This window comes from Peribacillus simplex, assembly GCF_001578185.1.
Classification (GTDB): Bacteria; Bacillota; Bacilli; order Bacillales; family DSM-1321; genus Peribacillus; species Peribacillus simplex_A.
Window position 1 is genome coordinate 3,580,736 of the sequence record NZ_CP011008.1, and the last position, 24,404, is coordinate 3,605,139.

Annotated in this window: 23 protein-coding genes; 1 reads left to right on the top strand and 22 read right to left on the bottom strand. The window is 42.5% G+C overall.

Annotated features, from left to right (window positions below; genetic code table 11):
* Window positions 1-36 precede the first annotated feature (36 nt).
* The 11 genes from UP17_RS16695 to rpsU all read right to left on the bottom strand — a co-directional run bounded on the left by UP17_RS16695 (window position 37) and on the right by rpsU (window position 9,637).
* Entirely contained in the window at window positions 37-414 is a 378-nt protein-coding gene (locus UP17_RS16695; RefSeq protein ID WP_061464099.1) for a diacylglycerol kinase family protein, read from the bottom strand.
* Window positions 392-868 (bottom strand): rRNA maturation RNase YbeY, encoded by a 477-nt coding sequence (ybeY, locus tag UP17_RS16700; protein WP_061464100.1) that lies wholly within the window; start codon window positions 866-868, stop codon window positions 392-394. The genes UP17_RS16695 and ybeY overlap by 23 nt, the downstream gene beginning before the upstream one ends.
* Complete coding sequence (locus UP17_RS16705; RefSeq protein WP_061464101.1) at window positions 865-3,036, bottom strand: HD family phosphohydrolase; 2,172 nt, start codon at window positions 3,034-3,036, stop codon at window positions 865-867. The genes ybeY and UP17_RS16705 overlap by 4 nt, the downstream gene beginning before the upstream one ends.
* A 193-nt stretch (window positions 3,037-3,229) precedes the next feature.
* Window positions 3,230-4,189, bottom strand: coding sequence for a PhoH family protein (locus UP17_RS16710; protein ID WP_061464102.1), 960 nt, complete (start codon window positions 4,187-4,189; stop codon window positions 3,230-3,232).
* A gap of 3 nt (window positions 4,190-4,192) precedes the next feature.
* Complete coding sequence (yqfD, locus tag UP17_RS16715) at window positions 4,193-5,380, bottom strand: sporulation protein YqfD (protein WP_061464103.1); 1,188 nt, start codon at window positions 5,378-5,380, stop codon at window positions 4,193-4,195.
* 15 nt (window positions 5,381-5,395) lie between these two features.
* A complete protein-coding gene (yqfC, locus tag UP17_RS16720) occupies window positions 5,396-5,680 on the bottom strand; it encodes a sporulation protein YqfC (RefSeq protein ID WP_034308511.1) in 285 nt (94 codons plus the stop codon).
* 129 nt (window positions 5,681-5,809) lie between these two features.
* A complete protein-coding gene (locus UP17_RS16725) occupies window positions 5,810-6,313 on the bottom strand; it encodes a hypothetical protein (protein WP_061464104.1) in 504 nt (167 codons plus the stop codon).
* A gap of 22 nt (window positions 6,314-6,335) precedes the next feature.
* Window positions 6,336-7,325 carry a flotillin-like protein FloA gene (floA, locus tag UP17_RS16730; protein WP_410861888.1) on the bottom strand — a complete coding sequence of 330 codons (990 nt, stop codon included), beginning with the start codon at window positions 7,323-7,325 and terminating at the stop codon, window positions 6,336-6,338.
* Between the two features lie 52 nt (window positions 7,326-7,377).
* Window positions 7,378-8,652 (bottom strand): NfeD family protein, encoded by a 1,275-nt coding sequence (locus tag UP17_RS16735; RefSeq protein ID WP_081108860.1) that lies wholly within the window; start codon window positions 8,650-8,652, stop codon window positions 7,378-7,380.
* Window positions 8,653-9,005: 353 nt separating this feature from the next.
* A complete protein-coding gene (locus UP17_RS16740) occupies window positions 9,006-9,449 on the bottom strand; it encodes a GatB/YqeY domain-containing protein (protein ID WP_061464107.1) in 444 nt (147 codons plus the stop codon).
* Window positions 9,450-9,463: 14 nt separating this feature from the next.
* The gene (gene rpsU / locus UP17_RS16745) at window positions 9,464-9,637 is read right to left on the bottom strand and encodes a 30S ribosomal protein S21 (RefSeq protein ID WP_028391853.1); all 174 of its coding nucleotides are present in this window, start codon (window positions 9,635-9,637) and stop codon (window positions 9,464-9,466) included.
* Between the two features lie 235 nt (window positions 9,638-9,872).
* Between rpsU and UP17_RS16750 the strand changes: the two genes are divergently transcribed.
* Window positions 9,873-10,802: a Na/Pi symporter gene (locus UP17_RS16750; protein ID WP_061464108.1), complete on the top strand. Its 930-nt coding sequence runs from the start codon at window positions 9,873-9,875 to the stop codon at window positions 10,800-10,802.
* An 809-nt stretch (window positions 10,803-11,611) separates the two neighbouring features.
* Here UP17_RS16750 and deoC read toward each other — a convergent pair.
* The 11 genes from deoC to UP17_RS16805 form a co-directional block, all read right to left on the bottom strand.
* Window positions 11,612-12,283 (bottom strand): deoxyribose-phosphate aldolase, encoded by a 672-nt coding sequence (gene deoC, locus UP17_RS16755; protein ID WP_061464109.1) that lies wholly within the window; start codon window positions 12,281-12,283, stop codon window positions 11,612-11,614.
* A gap of 156 nt (window positions 12,284-12,439) precedes the next feature.
* Entirely contained in the window at window positions 12,440-13,777 is a 1,338-nt protein-coding gene (gene mtaB / locus UP17_RS16760; protein WP_061464110.1) for a tRNA (N(6)-L-threonylcarbamoyladenosine(37)-C(2))-methylthiotransferase MtaB, read from the bottom strand.
* 6 nt (window positions 13,778-13,783) lie between these two features.
* Complete coding sequence (locus tag UP17_RS16765) at window positions 13,784-14,536, bottom strand: 16S rRNA (uracil(1498)-N(3))-methyltransferase (RefSeq protein WP_061464111.1); 753 nt, start codon at window positions 14,534-14,536, stop codon at window positions 13,784-13,786.
* A gap of 140 nt (window positions 14,537-14,676) precedes the next feature.
* On the bottom strand, window positions 14,677-15,618 hold the full coding sequence (gene prmA / locus UP17_RS16770; RefSeq protein ID WP_061464112.1) for a 50S ribosomal protein L11 methyltransferase: 942 nt from the start codon (window positions 15,616-15,618) through the stop codon (window positions 14,677-14,679).
* A gap of 36 nt (window positions 15,619-15,654) precedes the next feature.
* A complete protein-coding gene (gene dnaJ / locus UP17_RS16775) occupies window positions 15,655-16,770 on the bottom strand; it encodes a molecular chaperone DnaJ (RefSeq protein WP_061464113.1) in 1,116 nt (371 codons plus the stop codon).
* A gap of 328 nt (window positions 16,771-17,098) precedes the next feature.
* The gene (dnaK, locus tag UP17_RS16780) at window positions 17,099-18,931 is read right to left on the bottom strand and encodes a molecular chaperone DnaK (protein ID WP_061464114.1); all 1,833 of its coding nucleotides are present in this window, start codon (window positions 18,929-18,931) and stop codon (window positions 17,099-17,101) included.
* Window positions 18,932-18,967: 36 nt separating this feature from the next.
* Window positions 18,968-19,564, bottom strand: coding sequence for a nucleotide exchange factor GrpE (grpE, locus tag UP17_RS16785; protein ID WP_061464115.1), 597 nt, complete (start codon window positions 19,562-19,564; stop codon window positions 18,968-18,970).
* 98 nt (window positions 19,565-19,662) lie between these two features.
* Window positions 19,663-20,691 carry a heat-inducible transcriptional repressor HrcA gene (gene hrcA / locus UP17_RS16790; RefSeq protein ID WP_061464116.1) on the bottom strand — a complete coding sequence of 343 codons (1,029 nt, stop codon included), beginning with the start codon at window positions 20,689-20,691 and terminating at the stop codon, window positions 19,663-19,665.
* A gap of 124 nt (window positions 20,692-20,815) precedes the next feature.
* The gene (gene hemW, locus UP17_RS16795; protein WP_061464118.1) at window positions 20,816-21,967 is read right to left on the bottom strand and encodes a radical SAM family heme chaperone HemW; all 1,152 of its coding nucleotides are present in this window, start codon (window positions 21,965-21,967) and stop codon (window positions 20,816-20,818) included.
* An 89-nt stretch (window positions 21,968-22,056) separates the two neighbouring features.
* Complete coding sequence (gene lepA / locus UP17_RS16800) at window positions 22,057-23,892, bottom strand: translation elongation factor 4 (RefSeq protein WP_061464119.1); 1,836 nt, start codon at window positions 23,890-23,892, stop codon at window positions 22,057-22,059.
* A gap of 176 nt (window positions 23,893-24,068) precedes the next feature.
* Window positions 24,069-24,392 carry a YqxA family protein gene (locus UP17_RS16805; protein ID WP_061464120.1) on the bottom strand — a complete coding sequence of 108 codons (324 nt, stop codon included), beginning with the start codon at window positions 24,390-24,392 and terminating at the stop codon, window positions 24,069-24,071.
* Window positions 24,393-24,404 lie beyond the last annotated feature (12 nt).

Below are 24,404 nucleotides of genomic sequence, written 5' to 3' on the forward strand. Positions count from 1 at the left end.
CACATCTTCCTTTCAAATTGAGTACCATTTGGCAACCTACATGCCAAACTTAGGCAAAAAGATAATCAATCCAACTATTATGGAGAATATAGCATATATGAATACTGCGCCGGCTGCAATATCTTTTGCCTGCTTGGCTAGGGGATGGATTTGATCCGTCACCAGGTCAACTACCCTTTCAATCGCTGAATTAACGAGCTCTAACGTAATCGTACCGGCTATGGCCGCCAAAATGAAAAGCCATTCCATCCCATTCAATGAGAAATACCAGCCAAAGAAAACGACGATTGCCGTTAACGCGAAATGAATCTTAATGTTGCGTTCCGTTCGAACAGCCTCCAAAATTCCCTGACAGGCAAAAGAGAAACTTTTTAATAATGGATACCTTTTTTTACCCTTCTCTTGAAAGTCCATATTCTTCCAAGATCTCCTTTTGTTTCGTAAACATCTCTTTTTCATCATCTTCATTCATGTGGTCGAAACCTAATAAATGAAGAAAGCCATGCAGTGCTAAAAATCCAAGTTCACGATCGAATGAATGCCCATATTCTTCAGCCTGCTCTTTCGTGCGTTCAATGGAAATGATGATATCGCCTAATATGCGGGGCATTTCCACCCCGACAATTTCCACTTCATCTTCCCCCATTTCTTCAAGTGCAAAAGAAATGACATCGGTTACTGAATCTTTATGACGATATTCTTTATTGATTTCCCGAATTCTCTCATTGTCTACAAATGTAACTGATAGCTCGGTATCTTTTTCAATATTTTCTTTTTTAGCCGCAAATTGCAGAATGCTTTCAACAAGTCGCTGAGCTTCTTCCGATACTTCGTTCGTTTCATCCATTAAATCGATAGCTAAAATCATTCTTTCACCTTCTGTCCTAATTTATCCGCCTCCGGATATTCAATCCTGGAGTGGAAGATACCATTAAGCGATTCACATAAGGAATGCTTCACGATACTCAATTCTCTCATAGTAATGTCACATTCATCAAATTGACCATCTTGAATCCTGTCCTGGATGATGAAACTTACCAGTTCTTCAATCTTCTCTGGGGTTGGATGCTGCATCGATCTGACTGCAGCTTCCACACTATCGGCAATGCCTATGACAGCTACTTCCTTCATTATCGCCCTTGGCCCGGGATAACGGTAAGCCGATTCCAGTGTGGCATCATCCTGTTTTTTTGCCTTATGGTAGAAAAATTTCAATAAAGTTGTCCCATGATGCTGCTCTGCAATATCCACTATCTCTTTAGGGAATTTGTGGCTTCGCAGCATCTCACCGCCATCAACGGCATGAGCGATGATGATATCCCTGCTCGTTTCAGGCTGCAGCCGATCATGCGGGTTCTCCACGTTCATCTGATTTTCGATGAAGAAGTGCGGCCGTTTCGTTTTACCGATATCATGATAATAACTGCCGACCCTTGCCAGCAATCCATTAGATCCAATGGCTTCACAAGCCGATTCTGCCAAATTGGCGACCATTACACTGTGATGATAAGTCCCCGGAGCCTCAATCAAGATCTTCCGCAGTAACGGATGATTGGGATTCGAAAGCTCGATAAGCTTAATAGATGATAAGATCCCGAAACCAGCCTCGAAAAACGGTAAAAGGCCCATGGTCAAAACAGCTGAACCAACTCCAGAACCTATCGCAGCAACAGCATAATATAAATACTCCATTCTAGTATAATGGCCGTCCATGATGAAGATGAGTGAAAATACGAATGCCATATTGATTAAAGACAATAGTAGCCCTGCAACCAGAACCTTTGATTTGAAATTGGGCCGCGATAAAATGATGATTGCCGTCAATCCCCCGAAAATGATATAAAGCCCCATCGAGAAATCCAGATTACCAGGCGTATCACCATTAAATATAATCGTACCATATGAGCCTAACAATATGATCATGGCTACCGCTAACTTATCGTTCAATAATATCTTGATGAGCATCGCCGCCATGGCACCCGGGAAAATGTATTCCAAATTCGAGTTTTTCAGGTCTGCCAGAATGCTGACCGTTTTCATGGTAGCCATTGAAAGGATAAAGACAAGACTGAAGATCAATAACTGATTGTACTTGTTATCCTTTTTGGAAATGGAAAAGTAGAAAAAGTAATAAAAAGCTGCAAAAGTCAGAAATATGAATAGCAGCAGGCCGATATACGGGTAAATGGTAGACTCCGTATTTAAAAAGCCTGCCAGTTCAAGCTGCCTATATACATCCCTGTCCACTAACTGGTTCTCTTCTACGATGATCTGTCCCTGGAGGATCCTGATTGGCTCCACGCTTTCGACCGCTTTCCGTCGCTGTTCCTCGGTTTTATCCTTATCGAAAAACACATTTTGAATGATTGCCGTGCGCGCCAGGGAATTGGAAGCTTTCTTCATATCGCTATTAATGCTCATATAGCCCAATTCCTCTACAACCTTTTTCTTGGCATTTTCGACGTCACTGGCAGCGATGCGGGAGCTCATCACATTATTCACGGCAGTAATGGTTGAATCTTTCGCTATTTTCAACTCATCTTCATCCGCCTGGACTAAGGCAAGGAAAACGGATTCCTCAATATTTTTATTGACTTCATCGGTCAATTTTTCTTTTAATATGGAAACTTTTTGAGCATCCGTCTTTATGGTCCCTTTTTTATTTTCTTTACCATCATCATCATGCTCTTTATCGGGGTCCGTTTCTTTATTCACCTCAATCGCTGAATCGAAGATGGATGAAATCAGATCGACTTTATTTTTGGCATATTCTTTTTTTAATGAATATACATCAGCCACCTGTTTTGAAATCTCTTCTTTTTCCTGTTCGGTCTTATAGGTATCTTCCACAGTCTTCGTTGAACGGATTGTTTGTTCCGAAGGCTTAAAAAGCTCTACCTCGACCTTTTCCGGCTTGACGTTGGAGAACATTAACCCATACGCAAACAAACCAAGTATGATAAACAATAACACTTGAAAAAAGCGATGGACCAACAGCCCTTTTATTTTAGTGAAAAATTTCTGGATACGATTCAAGGAAGGTCCTCCTAAAAAATGATGTTTATTATTCTAGATATGTAAAATCATAACAGTTTTCATGTAAATTTTCACCTCGTATTGATAAATGTAAACCTTCTTTCGTTCCATATCCACTTTTTAGCCAAAAAGATAGGTCATTTAGTCACATCACGAAAAATCCGCCGATTGAAAATGGCGGATTTTTTTCTTATCACTTTGCCTGCTCGTAAGCAGTAATGATTTTGGCGACAAGCGGATGTCTTACTACATCACTTTGCTCAAAATAAACAAAGGAAAGGCCTTTAACATTCTTCAAGATCTCTTCTACCCGTATAAGACCTGACTTTATGCCTTTTGGAAGGTCAATCTGGGTCCGATCTCCCGTAATGACCATTTTCGATCCGAACCCTAGCCGGGTCAGGAACATCTTCATTTGGGCTTCCGTCGTATTTTGGGCTTCATCCAAAATGACAAAGGCATCTTCAAGCGTACGGCCCCTCATATAAGCCAGAGGAGCTATTTCGATCGTTCCGCGCTCTATCATCCGTTGGGTCTGTTCCATCCCAAGGAGGTCATGGAGAGCGTCATACAGCGGCCGTAGGTAAGGATCTACCTTTTCTTTTAGATCACCAGGCAGAAAACCCAGGCTTTCGCCCGCTTCGACGGCAGGACGTGTCAGGATGATCCGTTTTACATGTCCATTTTTCAATGCATTGATCGCCATTACAACAGCAAGATAGGTCTTCCCGGTTCCGGCAGGCCCAATTCCAAATACCAGGTCATGTTTCTTTATTGCCTGGATATAGTATCTCTGCCCGATAGTTTTGACTTTAATGGATTTCCCCTTAGCCGTTTTCGCGATTTCCTCATCATATAATTCACCAAAATACTCCAAGGTGCCTTTTCTTGCCAATTCAATTGCATAAAGCACATCTCTAGAGCTGATTGCAATTCCTTTTCTGATCACTGTCAATAGTGCCTTAAGTATTTCCTGTCCCATCGTTACGCGCTCGATATCCCCGGCAACACTCACCGCTTCACCCCGGGTAATGACGGAAATGCCTAGCTCCTCTTCAAGCACTTTCACATTTGAATCCCCATTGCCCAATAAAGCGATCGCTTCATTAGGTGACTCTATTTCCAGCTTAATTACTTTCACATCATCTGCCATTCGTTAGTCTCCTTGAATGATTGGCTGTCCAATCGCTATATCTTCAATAACTTGGTAATGTATAGATAATTTAACTTTACCATTCTCTATGCTTTCGTGCAAAATTTTTTCTTCGACGATTTCATCTTCCTCGTCTAAATGCTTTTCCAATTCTGCTTTAGCCATTTTCCTGCCTTCCTTCACCGCTTCTTCCTCTGTATAACTCCGAACAATGTCTTCCTTGCTCCTTAAGGTCACCTGTTTATAAGAAATGGGCAGTTCCCATTGAAGAAAGTGAAACGGCCTCACTGTCGTTTCTTTTACCTGTTTTTCATATCCCGGATCCTTGAATCCCCAAATAGGCAGTGAAAATTCCCCCATTTTCAAAAAGTGCCTACTCGTTTCATTTCCGTTAAAAACAGCAAACTTGGTTTTTAACGGAACATCCACTTTCGCTTTATACCACGTTTTCCCTTTTATTACTCCCTTTGCGGATACAATTTCCTGTTTATCCTCTTTTCCAATCAGTCCAGAAACAAGCAGCTGTCCTTTTCCTACATAATCATTCACATTAACTATAGATTGTCCCTTTTCAACGAACATATTAGTGATGATCGCTTTTTTGGAAGCTACCAAATTCTGTGGAGATGTTTTCTCTACTTCTTTAGGCTGCCGTTTTTCAACAACCCTGAAATGGTATGTCGTTCCCTTTAGCTCTACCCCCACCCATGTCAATGCACCAATCCGGTCCGACAGCTTACGCTGAATCGTATCCACATCATCAACAAAGAATTGCACTTTACCGATCTTCACGCCCATCTTGTCCAATTCTTTCCGGATGGCATGCTCGGTTGCCGGCTTGGCATCTTGTACCTCGATGCCCCATACCATATTGGAAAGTACAAATATGCAAAGCAGGAAAGCGATCAGGCCCACTAAAAATCCGCTGTTTTTCATAACCCTCTTCATTAGGAAAGGGACACCCTTTCCCTGCATGAATTTTACTTTACAATCGCTCTTACGCATGACCTGACGGAGTTTAGGGATATCCCTAACATCCATATGAAAAATCAGGGCTTCGCTGCCGACGCGCTTCACATCCCAGATATGCAGCCCTCTTCTCGTCAGCATGTTAATCAGCCGTTCTGCGCCTTTTCCATATGCCTTCACTTTTACATAGCCTGTATAATAGTTTGTCCATTGGTTTTTCATGGAGACCTCCCGGGATCATTCATTGATAAAATAAACCTTGTCAATTTTGCCTTCGAGCATGATTTCTTCCGGCAAAATCGTCTTTATGACAAAGGCGTTTCCCTTTATCAGCAACTGCCCATTTTTCAGCATCAATCGCACTTCGCTGTCTGTAAAAGCCAATAAGCCACGATGGTTTTCAATATAAATATGTAATTGTCCGATCATTGTAATTCGCGGCAGGTCCATCATGACATCTTGCGGAAGGTCCATTGTTTTGGTCATAAGCTGTTTCACTTTTTTTCCCCAATTGCGTGCCATAAAAAAGAACCCCCTTTCATCTCAATGTATGAAATGAAAGAGGGTTCTAGCACAAAATTATAAGGGAATGAAAGCCTATTTTTTCGTGGCATCAAGGATGTAATGAAAAAAGCCCGGTGTTGCACTCTGTTACCTTCTGGACCTCTGAAGACTTCGCTTCGCCCTTGGCGGTCCCAGCACTTCTGACATGATAATGCCATCAATCAGCTGCTTTTTGCCAAAAGAAGGTCCTTTGCGATAGACCGGACTGCTGTTATCAGATATCGCTGATGTAATTTGATCTGCCTTCGCTTTTTGATATAAACGCTCTTGATCGTACTTCTGCTGAAGCCGTCTAAGCTCAGCAATCCTTTTGTTCGCTTCATTCTTCGTCTCATCGTTTACTTCAACAGCCTGCGTTGCCTGCTGTTCGACTTTCCTTACGGGAGCAGGGGCAGGCCTTTGCTGCTGATCCCCTTGTGACATTTCACCTTGAAGCTCCCGCATGACCTCCTGCCAGTTCTTTTTCGGAGGCCTGTTTGGATCATCATTTTGCTGAGGCTGCTTTTTCTTTCCTAACATGGACGTTAAAATACCGATCAAGACAATGATAAGGAATGGGTTCTTGAGAAAGAAATCAATAATATCTCCCATTTAAAGACCTCCCTTCCCTGACCTAATTATTATTATTGTTGTTATTGCCATCTTTTGGATTTTCGGATATTTTACTGATGGAATCGCGCATATCCGTATCTGCCGTGATGTTTTGGATATTCATATAATCCATCACTCCCAGATTGCCGCTTTTCAGTGCATCGGCCATCGCCAACGGAACTTCCGCTTCTGATTGAACAACCTTCGCTCTCATTTCCTGAACACGGGCAACCATTTCCTGTTCAAGTGCAACAGCCATTGCACGGCGTTCTTCGGCTTTTGCCTGGGCTATTTTCTTATCGGCCTCAGCTTGGTCAGTCTGTAATATGGCCCCAATATTTTTCCCGATATCCACTTCAGCGATATCAATGGAAAGAATTTCGAATGCCGTTCCAGAATCCAACCCTTTTGATAAAACCGTTCTTGAAATCAAATCGGGGTTTTCAAGTACATCCGTATGCATTTTCGAAGCACCGATCGTCGATACGATCCCTTCACCTACACGGGCAATGATTGTCTCTTCGCCGGCACCACCGACTAGACGTTCAATATTGGCACGGACCGTAATCCTCGCCTTTGCTTTCACTTCAATACCATTCATCGCTACACCAGAGATGAATGGAGTTTCGATCACTTTCGGGTTAACGCTCATTTGAACGGCTTGCAGTACATCCCGACCTGCAAGGTCAATAGCTGCACCCCGTTCGAAAGGTAGCACGATATTGGCACGTTCTGCAGCAATTAAAGCATTCACTACGCGATCGACATTACCGCCTGCAAGGTAATGGCTCTCCAATTGATTCGTTGAAACATTGATTCCAGCCTTATGGGCCTTGATAAGCGGATTGACAACCCTGCTTGGTATAACACGGCGAAGCCTCATCCCTACTAATGTAAATATACTGATTTTGACTCCTGCCGCTAAAGCGGAAATCCATAACATTACTGGTACGAATGTGAAAAACACTGCCAATACGATTATGGCAGCAATCACTGCCAGTACAATAAATATCGTTCCTGAAGTTATCACTTAATGATTCATCCTTCCTGTTTCTTAAAATTTTTTAATTTGAATCCGGAATTTCCCGGACGACCACCCTAGATCCTTCAACTTTAACGATCATGATTGACGAACCTTTGGAAATAAAGCTTCCTTCAGTCACGACATCCACTCTTTCATCTTTGATTAAAGCTGTTCCTGAAGGCCTCAAATCTGTAAGGGCCTTCCCTTCCACACCTAATAAATCCACTCGATTCGGATTGCTGACATATCCTTGTTCCGTTTTTGTTGCATCGGTTAATATCATTTTCCTGAAAAATTTCATTTGTTTTCCAAACACCTTTACAAGTAGGATGAATACCAAAATGGATACGGTGACCGCAATTAGCAAGGATATCGTCATATGAACCGGATCACCTGATGCGAGGAATAAACTCCCCACAATCGCCGTAAATCCAAGCAGACCGATAATCCCCCCTGGGATAAAAAACTCAACTAGTACAAGAATGACCCCGATGATGAACATCGCTAACGATTCGTACCCGGTGATACCAGCGACAAGATGACCATAGAAGAATAAGACAAGACTGGAGATCCCAATTACCCCCGGAATTCCAAAACCAGGTGAAAACAATTCAATCACAATCCCGATTCCTGCTATCGTCAATAAAATGGGGACGACAATCGGATTGGTCAAAAAGCGGGCAAGTTTCTCTGGAAAGCTTTCTTCGATTGACCGAATATCGGCATCCTCAACCCCAAGTATACTATACAATTCCGCTTTCCCAGAGACGGTGCCTTCACTATAACCAGCTTTTTTTGCCTGTTCAGCTGTAAATGTCAGCAACTTTCCTCTTTCCGCCCCATATTCGGGAAGGTCGATGTCATCATCCGCCATCGCCTGAGCGAATATGGGATCGCGACCATTTTGTTCTGCAGCAGTCTTCATGGCAGCCAGCCAATAAGATTGGGCTTTCTTACCTGCAGCGTTCCCCGATGAATCAATCACTGCCGCTGATCCCATAGTGGCACTTGGAACCATATAGATCTCATCTGCACTTAGGGAAATATATGCACCTGCAGATAAAGCCCTGTTATTCACGTAAGCAACAGTCTTAATTGGTGAATCGGACAGTAACTTCGCAATTTCCCCTGCTGCATCCACAGCGCCTCCAGGGGTGTTCACCTCGAATACCACAAGATCTGCATCAGCAGCTTCAGCAGTGGTCAGCGCACGCTCCAAAAAGGCCGAGAGTCCCTTTTCCACCGTTTCTTCAATTGGAACATGGTAAACGATCTTCTCTTTTGCAGAAACCACCGATCCTCCAAATGAAGACATGGCGAACAGCAATCCAAATAAGAGTACAGATAAATAACGCCAAATTTTCAGGCAGAACGCCCCCCCTTTACCGTCTTAAACGCTGTAAGTGCCTCCAACTTTCAGGAAGATACTTACCAGTAAAATTCAGCCCGCAACTAAAATTCGAATAAGGAGCAAATGAAGCAACCCTATACTCTGTTCTTTAGTTATTACGTATGTATATGAAAAAGGTTTCAAAAAAAGCAAATAAAATTGAAAGTGCCCATATTATCTTTGGCTTTGTTTCAAGAATATACGCACAAAAACCAGGAAATACACAAAAACCACAGGCAATTTGCCTGCGGTTAGGTTTCGAGTTTTAAGTTTCGAGTTTAAGATAGATGTAGTTGTACTAATTTGTTTACTAGAGAACCATCCGCTTTACCTTTAACTTTAGGCATTAAAGCTCCCATAACTCTCCCCATATCTGCTTTGGATGTTGCATTGACTTCTTCAATCGTTTGTTTAACAATTTTAGAAATCTCTTCTTCTGAAAGTTGCTCAGGCATATATGCCTCTACGTATACTAGTTCGGTGCGGACTTTATCCACGAGATCGGAACGACCTGCGTTTTCAAACTCCTGGAGGGAGTCTTTGCGTTGTTTTAATTCGCGAGAGAGCACTGTCAATTCTTCATCATCTGTTAAATCTTGTCTCTGCTTCAGTGCTTCGTTTTGAATAGAAGCTTTCAGCATCCGAATAACAGATAGTTTGTCCTTTTCCTTGTTCTTCATCGCTTGTTTCATATCATTATTTAAACGCTCGAGAAGACTCATCTTTCCACCCTCTCTTAGAATTTACGTTTTCTTGCAGCTTCAGACTTTTTCTTACGTTTTACGCTTGGTTTTTCATAAAATTCACGCTTCCTAGCTTCCTGAAGCGATCCTGCTTTAGATACAGTACGTTTGAAACGACGAAGAGCATCTTCAAGCGATTCGTTTTTACGAACGACGGTTTTAGACATCTCTTTCCCTCCCTCCGAAAACAACACACTAACTCAAGTTGTCAACATGTTATACATGTACTAAACAATTATAATATATCATCTTTAGCAGGTCAACCAATAAAATCAAACTTATTTTGAATATTATCATGTTATTATCATAATTTTTCTTTAAACCATCATTCAACGGCATGGAAACCCAATTTATAGCATGTCTCCCCTTAACGGACCATAAGTTATTAAAGGGGTGACAGTCATGTATGAACTATTTTTATTCCTACTATTCATTGCGATATTTTTGGCTGGTATGTCAGTTTTACGAATCGGGTTGTTCAATATGTCCGGTGCAGCATTAAAAACATTTCTCTCAAAAGTAACGGATAAACCATGGAAGGGTTTCATGGCCGGAACCATCTTTACGGGGATCTTGCAAAGCAGCTCGGCGGTCATGGTCATGACTGTCGGCCTCGTTTCTGCAGGAAGCTTAACGTTCCCGCAAACAATCGGGATTATTCTTGGAACGAATATCGGATCCACCTTCACGGCAGAGTTCATGACCATCTCTTTGGATGGTTGGATCATCCCAGGTGTCATCAGCGGCGCTTTCCTTTGCTTCATGCCAAATGTATTATCGCGAAGCTTAGGTATGACATTGATCGGAATCTCGGCCATCTTTGCGGCTATGAGTGGTTTTAAAACGCTTTCGACACCAATTGCAGCCTATCCATCCATACAAACGCTCATCAATTACATAGAGGGCCATATGAGTTATGCCCTATTAGCAGGGATATTATTGACGGCACTCATTCACTCTAGTTCCGCTACCATCGGGATAGCCATGAGCTTTTTGATGAATGGGGAGTTATCCGTCGCTTCCGCAATCATCATCATGTTTGGATCCAATATAGGCACTTGCATCACCGGATACATGGCCAGCATCGGGTCTGGTAGACAAGCTGCCTTCACAGCTTATGCACATATTTGGCTAAACGTCATCGGGGTTGCTGCATTCCTGCCTTTTGTGGACATCCTGGAACGAACGGCTGCCTTTTTCACCGAAAACGAGGGGAAACAACTCGCCCATGCTAGTGTCATTTTCAATATCTTGACTTCTTTGGCTGTCTTGCCTTTCGCACGCCAATTCTCCAGCTTCATTCTTTGGGTGCACCGTCCCCCTAAAAAATAAAGGCCTGACCTAAAAGTCAATGGCTTTGGGGACAATTTCGGAGGTTTGCTCGTGGGTTTTGGTGCTTTACTCGTGAAATTTGCGCTTTTACTCGTGAGTTTTGCACGTTTACTCGTGAATTCCGGTGCTTTACTCGTGAGTTTTGCGCTTTTACTCGTGAATTTCAATTTCCTCCTCAAAATTGCGCGCTTTAGCTTAATTTTGGGGCGTTTTCTTTTGCATTTTCATGACATTCACTCAATTTCGGTGCTTTACTCGTGAATTTTGCAAGTTTACTCGTGAATTCCGGTGCTTTACTCGTGAGTTTTGCACTTTTACTCGTGAATTTCAATTTCCTCCTCAAAATTGCGCGCTTTGGCTTAATTTTGGGGCGTTTTCTTTTGCATTTTCATGACATTTACTCAATTTCGGTGCTTTACTCGTGAGTTTTGCACGTTTACTCGTGAATTCCGGTGCTTTACTCGTGAATTTTGCACTTTTACTCGTGAATTTCAATTTCCTCCTCAAAATTGCGCGCTTTAGCTTAATTTTGGGGCGTTTTCTTTTGCATTTTCATGACATTCACTCAATTTCGGTGCTTCACTCGTGAATTCGCCGTTCTAACTCGTGAAACTCGCGCTTGTGCGGTTTTCTTTAAAAGTTGCTGGTTCCAAAAATAACTAGTGAGAATTCAAAATTGATACATCTTTCATTTTTTGCCGTGGAGAGCTTTTTCTTGGACAGGAATGAAGCAAGCGCGATCAGACGTGGTGGGAAAAAGGGGAATAAAAAAAAGGCGGAGAAAAATTATTCTCCGCCTTTGAAAAAAATCAATAATCGGATTCAGCCGTTAAGCCCTTTACGATGGAGACACCTGCACTCGCACCAATTCTTGTTGCACCAGCTTCAATCACTTTCTGGGCATCACTCGTGTTGCGGACACCACCTGAAGCTTTGACACCGATATCGGGACCGACCGTTTTTCTCATGAGCGTGATATCTTCAACAGTCGCACCGCCGGTCGAAAAACCTGTTGATGTTTTAACATAATCCGTTCCCGCTTTTACTGCCAGTTCACAAGCACGGACTTTTTCTTCCTCAGTCAATAGAGAGGTTTCAATGATTACTTTCGATAGAGCCTTACCAGTGGATGCAGCTATCACAGCACGGATATCCCGCTCTACCAACTCATCATCCTTGTCCTTCAATGCGCCGATATTGATCACCATATCGACTTCGTGAGCACCATTGCTGATGGCATCTTTCGTTTCAAAAGCTTTAGTTTCCGGTGTGGTTGCACCTAGAGGGAACCCGATAACCGTACAAACTTTCACTTCTGAACCTTCCAAAAGTTCGCTTGCATACTTAACCCATGTCGGGTTTACGCATACGGAAGCAAAGTTATACTCTCTCGCTTCTTCGCATAATACCTTAATTTGCTCTTTGGTTGCATCTGCTTTTAATAACGTGTGGTCAATTAAACCTGCTACATTTTGTGACATTAATAATCCTCCTCAAAACAATCTATTACTAGTTGTACGTACCTCTAATCATACCATAATTTATCCACTTTGACGATATATATAGTCTTTACCCGAACGTTCCAAGAAAACACATCAAACAGAGAATAAAAAAAAAGACAGCGTTAAATCGCCGTCTTAAATATTTGATGCTTGTTGCAATGGTAAATCCTTTACAATCGTCACGAACTGTCCTTCACTAAATGGATAGCCAGACTTCGTAATTTTCACTTTTACGATTTCACCGACCATTTCATCTGAAGCCGGGAAAACGATTTTCATATAATTATCGGAGTAGCCTTCATAAAGGCCATTTTCCAACTTCGTTTCAGGAATGACTTCCAGAACTTCACCCTCGAATCGGGAGGCATACTCTTTTGCCAGCTGATCCGACAAAGCGATAAGCCGGTGGACACGTTCATTTTTGACATCTTCATCCACTTGACCCTCCATACGGGCAGCCGGAGTCCCTGTCCGTTTTGAATAAGGGAAAACATGAAGTTCGGAGAATTTATATTTTTCTATAAAGTTATATGTCTCCATGAATTCTTCTTCGGTTTCACCTGGGAAACCTACGATGACATCAGAGGTAACAGCAAGACCCGGAAGTGCAATTTTCAACTTTTCGATTCGATCACCGAAGAAATCCATCGTATATTTACGTCTCATCCGTTTTAGTACTGTATCGGAACCCGATTGGATTGGTATATGCAAATGACGTACGACTTTTTTCGAATTCGTCAGCACTTCAATGATCTCATCTGTAATTTGGCTGGCTTCAATGGATGAAATACGGATACGCTTCAGCCCATCGATTTTTTCCAAGTCCCGCAGCAGCATCGCCAAATTATAGTCCTTCAAATCGTCTCCGTAGCCGCCAGTATGGATTCCGGTCAGGACTAACTCCTTATAGCCTGCCTCGACAAGCTGCTCAGCTTGGTGAACGACTTCCTTCGGATCGCGGGAACGCATCAAGCCACGAGCCCAAGGTATGATGCAGAAAGTGCAGAAATTATTGCAGCCTTCCTGAATCTTTAGCGAAGCGCGTGTACGGTCTGTAAAAGCTGGTACATCCAACTCTTCATAGACACGGTTTTTCATGATATTTCCTACAGCATTGATTGGTTCACGTTCCACCTTGAATTGCTCGATATAATCAAGAAGTTTAACCCTGTCCTGTGTTCCTACAACAATATCCACACCTGGTATGGCCATGATTTCAGCTGGCGATGTCTGAGCGTAACATCCCGTTACCGCTATGACGGCATTCGGATTTTTACGAATGGCACGACGGATGACCTGACGGCTTTTCTTATCGCCAGTGTTTGTCACCGTGCATGTGTTGATGACATATACATCTGATGTATTTTCAAACTCAACACGATCATATCCCCCAGTTTTAAATAATTGCCAAATAGCCTCTGTTTCATAATGATTCACTTTACAGCCTAATGTATGGAAAGCGACCGTTGCCATTTTTCATCACCTCAAAAGTTCTACATGATAAGAAACAGCGGAAAGTGCATATAAAGGTGCTGTTTCAGTTCTTAATATTCTTGGTCCAAGACCGCAAGCTACAAAACCGGCATCAGACAGTTTTTCAATTTCCTTATCTGCTAAACCACCTTCAGGACCAAAGACAAATAATATCGATTGCCCTCCGGTGATATCCTTCAGGACCGAAGCGAGTACAGAAGTTTCCCCCCGCTTTGCCTCTTCTTCAAAAGCGATTAATTTATGATCGAAACCAGTTGCATACCCAGCTAGCTGATCTGCCGTCATCGGCTCCTTGATGGCAGGGATAACCGTGCGGTGAGATTGCTCGGCCGCCTCTTTTGAAATCTTCTGGAGCCTCTCCAATTTCTTGCCTACCTTTTTGTGGTCCCATTTTACCACCGAACGAGCAGCAATAAAAGGGATAAACTCAACCGCACCCAGTTCCGTACCCTTTTGTACGATATATTCCAATTTATCCCCTTTAGGCAGACCGCTCGCTATCACAACCCTCACAGGAAGTTCCTTTTCTTCATTCTTCCATTCGATAACAGTCCCTATAACAACATCATCAGTTATTTCGGAAATTTCCGTGACAGCAGTCATACCATTAGCTTTCACCGTGATTATCCGCTCTCCCGGTCCCATTCTCATCACCCTGGAGATATGGTGAAAATCATCACCTGATATCGTCACCGTGTTTCCATTGATGTCTTCTTCGTTAAGAAAATACCGTTGCACACTGCCACCTACTTCATCTAGTCTAAAATACATACAGCGGCTAACAGTCAGGTTTCCCGAATGCAAGCCATGCAAGGATTCAAGCTAAAAAAAGGTACTCTGACTATCAAAATACCCGATAATCAGAGTAACTTTTTCAATTAATCATTTCTTTTCGCTATTATTGCTACCCAATCTTCCATCAAGATCGTTTCCTCAATGGTGAATCCGGATCCTATAATCGCATCCTTCACATCTTGTTTCTTTGGTTGAATGATTCCAGAAGCGATGAAATATCCGCCAGGTTTAACCACTTTCGCTACATCATCCGTAAATCGCATGATCACTTCGGCAAGAATATTAGCCACGACGACATCCGCTTGTTCATTCACACCATCCAGCAGGTTGCCTTGTGAAACGGACACTTTATTCTGAACGTTATTAAGTTCCACATTTTGAATAGCTGACTGTACAGCCACTTCATCCAAATCAAGGGACTGGATTCGTTCTGCATCCAATAACGCAGCAGCAATGCTTAGAACCCCAGAACCCGTTCCTACATCAACAACTAAATCCCCTGGACGAACTGTACGTTCCAGCGCTTGGATGCACATGACCGTTGTCGGATGTGTCCCTGTTCCGAAGGCCATGCCGGGATCAAGTTCAATGATCAATTCGTCACTGCTGACAGGAGTATAATCTTCCCATGTCGGTACGATGGTAAACCGTTCGGAAATCTTGACGGGATTATAATATTTTTTCCAAGCCGTCGCCCATTCTTCTTCATTCACTTCACTAATTGAAACAATATTCTTCCCAAGGTCTATATCAAATTGAAGGAGATTATTAATTGATTCCTTTATAGCATCAACAGTTTCACCAAGGAAGCTGTTAACTGGCAAATAAGCCTTAATCAATACACCTTCATCCGGATAATCATCTGGGTTTAAGTGGTAGATTTCGCCAAAAACATTTTCGCGTTCCTTGACTAATTCTAGAGGATCCTCAATGACAACACCGCTGGCACCTGCCTCATGAAGAATATTCGAAACAGGTTCAACCGCTTCATTCGTTGTTTGGATTGCAAATTCAGACCACTTCATAATCTACCAACTCCCAATTTGTTCTTTTACTTTAATTCACCTATCTTTAAAAGCACGCTTCACTTTTGAGAAAAAACCATCATGATGTTCATCAATACCTTGACCGCTGATATCGCTGAACTCACGAAGCAGGTCTTTTTGTTTTTCCGTTAATTTTTTAGGTGTGACCACTAATACGACCACATGTTGATCTCCTTGCCCATATCCTCTGACATTAGGAACACCTTTGCCCTTTAAACGGAAGCGCGTGCTCGTTTGTGTACCGGCAGGGATCTTCAGCTTCACTTTTCCATGAAGGGTCGGAACTTCTATTTCATCCCCTAGTGCGGCCTGAGCAAAAGTAACAGGCATTTCACAATAGATATCATCGCCATCCCGCTCAAAGAATTCATGACTGCGCACATGGAAGACTACATACAGATCTCCGGCTGGTCCGCCATTGATTCCTGGCTCGCCTTGTCCGGTTACACGCAATTGCTGGCCATCATCAATTCCTGCTGGCACCTTAACTTGGATCTTTTTACGTTTTTGGACTTTTCCGTCCCCGCCGCATGTTGAACATTTATTAGGAATGATTTTTCCTGTTCCTTGACAATGATGACATGCTCTCCGGTTCACAATCCTTCCGAACGCTGTGTTTTGTTCTACATTCAATTGACCGGTCCCATGACAATGTGAACAGTTTTCCACTTTTGTACCTGGTTTTGCACCTGATCCTTTGCATGTATCACAATTCTCTTCACGCGGAATTTCAATTTCAGTCTCTTTTCCAAATGCAGCCTCTTCAAAAGAAAGCGTCATCGTATACTGTAAATCCGCCCCTTGACGTGGTGCATTCGGATCTCTCCTGCGTCCGCCGCCCCCAAAGAAACTGCTGAAAATATCTTCAAAACCGCCGAAACCACCAAAGTCCTGACCGCCAAAGCCCTGATTTGGATCTGTATGTCCGAATTGGTCATAATGGGCCTTTTTCTGTTCGTCGCTCAATACTTCGTAAGCTTCCTTGATTTCTTTAAATTTATCCGCAGCATCGTCCGCTTTATTAATATCAGGGTGATATTGTTTGGAGAGCTTACGATACGCTTTTTTGATTTCATCCTTCGAAGCACTCTTCGAAAGGCCTAACACCTCATAATAATCGCGTTTACTCATATCTAAAATCCACTCCCGATTCGATTCACATAAAGGTAATATTATCACTGAACGAAGATAATAATCAACTAGAAAAGTACAAACGGCTCTAACACTTTTTTGTAAATTGTAATGCCAGTCCCAATTTGCACACATTTCTCTCTAAATTTCCATGATTCCCCACCAGCGATTGTAAGAACAAAAGAAAATCAGATGCCAACACTTCCTGGCAATGATTCCATCCACTGTAAAAAAAGCCAAAGTCAAGATAACCTGACTTTGACTTTTCTACAATGGCAGGCAGAAATCAACTGCCCAATATATATCAGTTTCCCGATTGGGTCACTTTTTATTTTTTCTCTTCTTCGTTAACTTCCGTGTACTCTGCATCAACTACATTATCGTCCTGAGCAGATTCGCCAGCACCGGCTTCGCCAGCTTGCTGAGCTTTTGCCGCTTCTTCATAAAGCTTCATTGTCAAAGCTTGAACGATTTCATTAAGTGCATCTTTTTTCACGCGGATTTCTTCAAGCTCATTTTTCTCGATTGCAGCTTTCAGTTCGTCCTTCGCTTCATTCGCTTTAGTTACTTCCGCTTCGTCAACTTTACCTTCTAGATCTTTAAGCGTTTTTTCCGTTTGGAAAACTAATTGATCAGCTTCGTTACGAAGTTCGACTTCTTCTTTACGTTGTTTATCGCTATCGGCATTTTCTTCCGCCTCACGTACCATGCGGTCGATTTCTTCATCAGAAAGGCCTGAAGATGATTTGATGGTGATCGCTTGTTCTTTGTTCGTGCCAAGATCTTTCGCACGAACGTTCACGATACCATTTTTATCGATATCGAATGTCACTTCAACTTGTGGAATTCCACGCGGTGCCGGTGGAATGTCACTCAATTGGAAACGACCAAGAGTTTTGTTATCCGCTGACATTGGACGTTCACCTTGCAGGACATGGATATCAACTGCCGTTTGATTATCAGCCGCTGTCGAGAATACTTGTGATTTACTTGTCGGAATCGTAGTATTACGGTCAATCAGTTTCGTGAATACTCCGCCCATCGTTTCAATTCCAAGTGAAAGTGGAGTTACATCCAGAAGGACCACATCTTTAACATCCCCTGTCAATACGCCACCTTGAATTGCAGCACCCATGGCCACTACTTCATCAGGGTTTACACCTTTGCTTGGTTCTTGACCGATTTCCTTTTTGATCGCTTCAACAACCGCAGGAATACGTGTAGATCCGCCAACAAGGATTACTTTGTCGATTTCAGATGCTGAAAGGCCAGCATCTTTCAATGCTTGACGAGTTGGTCCCATAGTGCGTTCCACAAGACCTGAAGAAAGCTCATCGAATTTAGCTCTAGTCATCGTTACGTCCAAGTGAAGCGGGCCAGCATCTCCAGCTGTGATGAATGGTAAAGAAATTTGAGTTGAAGTTACGCCGGAAAGATCTTTTTTCGCTTTTTCAGCTGCATCTTTCAAACGTTGAACCGCCATTTTGTCTTTTGAAAGGTCGATTCCGTTTTCTTTCTTGAATGCTTCTACTAGGTAATCGATGATGACTTGGTCGAAATCATCTCCACCTAGACGGTTGTCACCGGCTGTCGACTTAACTTCGAAAACGCCATCCCCAAGTTCCATGATCGATACGTCAAATGTACCGCCGCCAAGGTCGAAAACAAGGATCGTTTGATCTTCTTCCGTTTTATCCAAACCGTATGCAAGTGCTGCAGCTGTCGGTTCGTTGATGATACGTTCCACTTCAAGACCAGCAATTTGACCGGCATCCTTAGTTGCTTGACGTTCTGCATCATTGAAATAAGCAGGTACAGTGATAACCGCTTTTGTAACTTTTTCGCCAAGATACTCTTCAGCGTATGATTTTAAGTATTGAAGGATGATTGCAGACACTTCCTGAGGTGAGTATTCTTTTCCTTCAATTACTTCTTTATGGTCGGTACCCATATGGCGTTTAATGGAAATGATCGTGTTAGGGTTAGTAATCGCTTGGCGTTTTGCCACTTCCCCCACTTGTCTTTCTCCATTTTTGAATGCCACTACGGATGGTGTTGTACGGTTTCCTTCTGGATTCGGGATTACTTTTGGTTCCCCGCCTTCAAGTACAGATACACAAGAGTTTGTTGTACCTAAGTCAATACCAATAATCTTGCTCATAGTTTCACTACCTCCCAATTATTATATGTAAAAATCTTATTCGTTCACTTTTACCATTGCAGGTCGAATAACACGGTCTTTAAGAAGGTATCCTTTTTGGAATTCCTCGACGACGATGTTAGAACCGAAGTTTTCATCTTGAACTTGCATGACCGCTTGATGCAAACGCGGATCGAACTCTTCACCAACCGAACTGATCGGTTCGATGCCTTCTTTAGTCAATGCATCAATAATCGCTTTGTAGACCATTTCCATGCCAGATAGCAGGGATTTCGTCTGTTCATTTTCCGCTTCGATTTTTGTAGCTCTTTCAAAATTATCAAGAGCTTCCACTAAATCAACGGCAATACTTTGAACTCTATATTTTTGAGCCGCCTCCATATCAAGCTTGGCACGGCGTCTTGAATTATCAAAATCGGCCTGCAGACGAAGATAACGGTTATCCATTTCTTCGATTTTTGCCTGAAGCTCAGCGATCTTTTCATGAGCCAATTGAAGTTCATCTTTTTCAACCGGAGTTTCCTCCTGGTTTTGTTCAGCTGGAATTTCATCTTCAGCGAAAACTGCATCTGCAGCGCTTTCCTCGATTGTTTCATTTTCCAATGTTTGTTCTTCGTTTTTATTTTCTGTCACAATCTCACCTCCCTAAAAGGGTTATACAATTTATGCTAAAGTAATACGTCAGGCTGCGGAGTATGACCTCCGCCACCTTAACAATATTACCTTTGCTCCTATTTTTGATACAGTTTTGTCATCAGGGCCGTTAAATCTTTCGAGAAAAACGAAAGCAAACTGATCACTCTCGAATATTCCATTCTCGTTGGACCCAATATGGCTAATGTGCCCACTTGCTCCTGCCCGATTGAGTAGGTTGCCGTAATCAAACTGCAGTCATCGAGCACTGTGTTTTGATTTTCACGGCCAATCTTGACGTGAATGCCCGATGGATTTTGGGTAATGAGTTCATAAAATCCCTGTTCCTGCTCAATCATTGATAAAAGCGTGCTTACTTTAGCAATATCATGGAACTCCGGCTGCCTCAGCATATTCGTTTTCCCGCCGAAAAATATCTTTTCAGGTTTTGTGTCCGTCAGGGTATCCGCCAGGACCGAGACCATCGATCCATAGTTATGGATGTGACGGCTCAAAAGAACAGCCACTTCCTTATAAATCTTATCCTTTAGATCAACCAGCGGAACATCGACCAAACGGGAATTTAATATGTTCACCATCTTTTCAATTTCGTTTATATCCAAAGAAGGCGGTAAGGAAATCATTCGATTTTCCACATGACCTGTATCAGTGATAATGATGGCTATTGCCGTTTCGGGGCTCAGAGGAATGATCTGGATTTTTTTCAGCTTATGCTCATTCACTTTTGGCCCCAGTACAATCGCCGTATAATTCGTCAGTTCCGAAAGTATTTTCGCTGACTTTTGAACGATCTTTTCCAATTCATAAATTCGTTCTACAAAAACGGATTTTAATATCTTCATTTCATTCTTTTTCGGAGCTTGAGGAGAAAGTAAATGATCCACATAATATCTATACCCTTTTTCAGAAGGAATCCTACCGGAAGAAGTATGGGTTTTTTCTAGAAATCCCATTTCTTCAAGATCGGACATTTCGTTTCGAATTGTGGCAGAGCTGAACGTAATTTCATCTTTCTTCGACAAGCTTCGTGACCCAACTGGCTGTGCAGAATGGATAAAATCCTCGATTATCACTTGTAGAATCAATAATTGACGATCAGTTAGCATGTATGATCACCTCTGTTAGCACTCTGTCTCTCCGAGTGCTAATATACTAATAAATTATCAAATGAAGCTTATGATGTCAACAATGAAAACCCCTAATTCATCGTTAAAATAACATAGATTTACTTCACTCGGAATCAATAACGCCTAAAAATGATTGGAACACTTCATTTCCAAGCAATTTTCCCCGTTCGGTCAAGCGCACGAACCCGCCTTCTATCTTAAGCAGACCCTTTGCCGATTCTTCTTCGAGCGGTTTCCTGAAAATCTCCGTCATTTCAACAAAAAATTTATTCTTGAAGATTTCCAATGAAACTCCTTCCGTTTTTCGGAGACCCAAAAACATCTCCTCTTCCATCCGTTCATGAAGCGGTACTGGGTGCTCCTCCAAAACAGGCAGCTGGTTCGCCATCAATGGTGCGATATATTTCATCACCGGACCATGATTGGCCACTCTTGTTCCTCCAGTATAGCCATGTGCACCGGCACCAATCCCATAATACTCCGCATTATCCCAATATGTCAGATTGTGCCGGCTTTCAAACCCTTCACGGGCAAAATTACTGATTTCATATTGATGCAGGCCATGCTTCTCCATCTCTTCCATCAGCCTCTCATACATCGAAGCCTCGAGCTCCTGCGGCGGCAGGTTTAATTTACCCCTTCGCATCTGATTATAAAAAACCGTCTTCGGTTCAACGATCAATGAGTAGCTCGAATAATGCGGCAATTGAAGGGCAATCGCTTTATCCAGCGTATCATTGAAATCTTCCATCGTTTGGCCCGGCAATCCATAAATCAGATCGATGCTGATATTCGTAAAGCCAACCTCTTGAGCCAGATGAATCGTTTCATATACTTCTAGAGCCCGGTGGGTCCGGCCAATTCGTTTTAATAATTCATCATTGAAGCTTTGCACACCAAAGCTAAGTCTATTGACACCTGAATGATAAAGTATCTCGAGTTTTTCTCTCGAAAGATCCCCTGGATTGGCTTCAAATGTATATTCAGCCTTTTTGGGGTCAAATGGCAGGGTTTCATTGATTGCTTCACATAAGAATGCAAGCTGCTTTTCATCTAGGGAGGTCGGTGTCCCTCCACCAACAAAAACAGTATCCAATCCTGCAGTCGGGTATTTGGAAAGCTGCATCACCATTTCCCTTTTCATCATCTGTAAATAATCGTCGACCGGCTGTCCCTGCAAAAACACTTTATTAAAATCACAATAGTGACAAATATGTTCACAAAATGGTATATGGAGGTAGGCGCTTTTAATCATTGTGTTCACAACCTTTTAATCGAATGAGTCGATAGAAAAAGAGGCTAGATCTCCTCTACCCTCTTTTTTCTATCTATCGTTTATTTTATTTATTTTTTTGGTGTCGTATCATCCATTTTCAAAACAGCCATGAAAGCTTCTTGCGGCACTTCAACGGAACCTACCTGTTTCATCCGCTTTTTACCTTCTTTCTGTTTTTCGAGCAACTTACGTTTACGGGAAATATCGCCGCCGTAACATTTAGCCAATACGTTTTTCCGCATTGCACTAATCGAAGAACGGGCCACGATTTTTTGCCCGATTGCCGCTTGGATCGGCACTTCAAATTGTTGTCTTGGAATCAATTTCTTCAATTTTTCAACAATGACTTTACCGCGTTCATAGGCAAAGTCCTTATGAACGATGAAACTTAAAGCATCGACGGTTTCAGCATTCAGTAAGATATCCATCTTCACAAGCTTGGACGGTTTGTAGCCAATCAACTCATAATCGAATGAAGCATAGCCTCTTGTATTGGATTTCAATTGATCGAAGAAATCATACACGATTTCCGATAAAGGTATTTCATAATGAATGCTCACACGGGTCTCATCGATATATTCCATATCAATGAAGTTGCCGCGTTTATTTTGACAGATTTCCATGATCGTTCCGACGAACTCCGTCGGTGCCATCATCGTCGCTTTGACGTATGGCTCCTCGACCCGTTCAATCTTTTGAGCATCTGGCATATTAGACGGGTTATCTACTTTCAGGACCGTTCCGTCTGTTTGGATCACATCATAAATAACACTCGGCGCAGTTGTGATCAGATCAATTTTGAATTCACGTTCAATCCGTTCCTGGATAATTTCCATATGAAGGAGTCCAAGGAATCCGCAACGGAAACCGAAGCCCAATGCTTGCGATGATTCCGCTTCGAACTGCAGCGCTGAATCGTTCAATTCCAATTTCTCTAACGCATCCCGTAAATCATTGAATTTCGATGCGTCAATTGGGTATAGACCGCAATATACCATCGGATTCATCTTCCGGTAGCCCGGCAATGGCTCTGTCGCACTATTCACGGCACTGGTAATCGTATCACCAACAGTCGTATCACCAACGTTTTTAATGGCTGCCGTAAGGAAACCTACATCACCGACGTTCAGTTCATCCAACAGCTGGGTCTTTGGATTGAAGACACCCAATTCGGTTACATCAAATTCCTTGCCCGTGGACATCATTTTGATTTTGTCGCCCACTTTAATGGAACCTTCAACAACACGGATATAAGCAACCACACCGCGGTACGCATCAAACAGTGAATCGAAAATAAGCGCCTTGAACGGGGCATCGGGATCTCCCTGTGGAGCTGGGACCAATTCAACGACCTGCTCCAAAATCTCCTCGATTCCGATTCCCGCTTTAGCTGAAGCCAAAACTGCATCGGAAGCATCCAACCCGATTACTTCCTCGATTTCTCCACGTACCCGTTCCGGATCGGCACTCGGCAAATCAATTTTATTGATGACCGGAATGATTTCCAGATTGTTGTCCAAAGCTAAATACACGTTTGCAAGCGTTTGGGCCTCAATACCCTGTGCCGCATCGACAACAAGGACAGCCCCTTCACAAGCTGCAAGGCTTCGTGACACTTCATACGTAAAATCGACATGTCCCGGTGTATCAATAAGATGGAAAATATATTCTTCGCCATCTTTCGCATTATATTTCAATTGAATCGCATTCAATTTAATCGTAATTCCACGCTCACGCTCTAAATCCATGGAATCCAACAGTTGACTCTTCATTTCACGCTGAGTCATGGCGTTCGTTTTTTCAATGATACGATCCGCCAATGTAGATTTACCATGATCAATATGAGCGATGATGGAAAAGTTACGAATCTTTGATTGTCTTTTTAATTTTTCTTCTCTATTCATGACGTTCACTCCCACTAGTCGACACAATACACTATTTTTTATTATATCAATAGAAAATGCAAGATTCAACAGAATAGTTACAAAAGAAGCATCATTACAGGGCAAAGCATAAAAAAAGGCTGCATTCCGGATTCGGATGCAGCCTTTGGATAGGGCACACTCAACTTATTCCACACCTAAATCATATCGATAAGTGCTTGGAAGGCCCCTGATATGGTATCTCCAAGTGCTTTGCCGATCGAAGAGAAAAAGTTGAATGCTTTCATTTCTTCAAGCTTTTCTTTTTTCGTCTCCAAATCATGACTTGTTACTTTTTGTCCAAGGATATCCGCTTCCATCTCCCCTTTGTCCGATTGGTTAATGATGAATGCACTATTCAAAGAGGGATCCTCATACCCCTTCATCTTTTTCATCCCATCGTTCGCTTGCTGCATCCCAATAAGGACACCTAAAAATAATACGAGTACAATCCCTGTACATTTCAACCAAAATCGAACCATGATAGAGAACTC

Coding starts and splice junctions, on each gene's coding strand:
- UP17_RS16695 (WP_061464099.1), bottom strand. CDS start 414: ATGGACTTTCAAGAGAAGGGTAAAAAAAGGTATCCATTATTAAAAAGT.
- ybeY (WP_061464100.1), bottom strand. CDS start 868: ATGATTTTAGCTATCGATTTAATGGATGAAACGAACGAAGTATCGGAA.
- UP17_RS16710 (WP_061464102.1), bottom strand. CDS start 4,189: ATGGCAGATGATGTGAAAGTAATTAAGCTGGAAATAGAGTCACCTAAT.
- yqfD (WP_061464103.1), bottom strand. CDS start 5,380: ATGAAAAACCAATGGACAAACTATTATACAGGCTATGTAAAAGTGAAG.
- yqfC (WP_034308511.1), bottom strand. CDS start 5,680: ATGGCACGCAATTGGGGAAAAAAAGTGAAACAGCTTATGACCAAAACA.
- UP17_RS16725 (WP_061464104.1), bottom strand. CDS start 6,313: ATGGGAGATATTATTGATTTCTTTCTCAAGAACCCATTCCTTATCATT.
- UP17_RS16735 (WP_081108860.1), bottom strand. CDS start 8,652: ATGTCTTCATTTGGAGGATCGGTGGTTTCTGCAAAAGAGAAGATCGTT.
- UP17_RS16740 (WP_061464107.1), bottom strand. CDS start 9,449: ATGAGTCTTCTCGAGCGTTTAAATAATGATATGAAACAAGCGATGAAG.
- rpsU (WP_028391853.1), bottom strand. CDS start 9,637: ATGTCTAAAACCGTCGTTCGTAAAAACGAATCGCTTGAAGATGCTCTT.
- UP17_RS16750 (WP_061464108.1), top strand. CDS start 9,873: ATGTATGAACTATTTTTATTCCTACTATTCATTGCGATATTTTTGGCT.
- deoC (WP_061464109.1), bottom strand. CDS start 12,283: ATGTCACAAAATGTAGCAGGTTTAATTGACCACACGTTATTAAAAGCA.
- mtaB (WP_061464110.1), bottom strand. CDS start 13,777: ATGGCAACGGTCGCTTTCCATACATTAGGCTGTAAAGTGAATCATTAT.
- prmA (WP_061464112.1), bottom strand. CDS start 15,618: ATGAAGTGGTCTGAATTTGCAATCCAAACAACGAATGAAGCGGTTGAA.
- dnaJ (WP_061464113.1), bottom strand. CDS start 16,770: ATGAGTAAACGCGATTATTATGAGGTGTTAGGCCTTTCGAAGAGTGCT.
- dnaK (WP_061464114.1), bottom strand. CDS start 18,931: ATGAGCAAGATTATTGGTATTGACTTAGGTACAACAAACTCTTGTGTA.
- hrcA (WP_061464116.1), bottom strand. CDS start 20,691: ATGCTAACTGATCGTCAATTATTGATTCTACAAGTGATAATCGAGGAT.
- hemW (WP_061464118.1), bottom strand. CDS start 21,967: ATGATTAAAAGCGCCTACCTCCATATACCATTTTGTGAACATATTTGT.
- lepA (WP_061464119.1), bottom strand. CDS start 23,892: ATGAATAGAGAAGAAAAATTAAAAAGACAATCAAAGATTCGTAACTTT.
- UP17_RS16805 (WP_061464120.1), bottom strand. CDS start 24,392: ATGGTTCGATTTTGGTTGAAATGTACAGGGATTGTACTCGTATTATTT.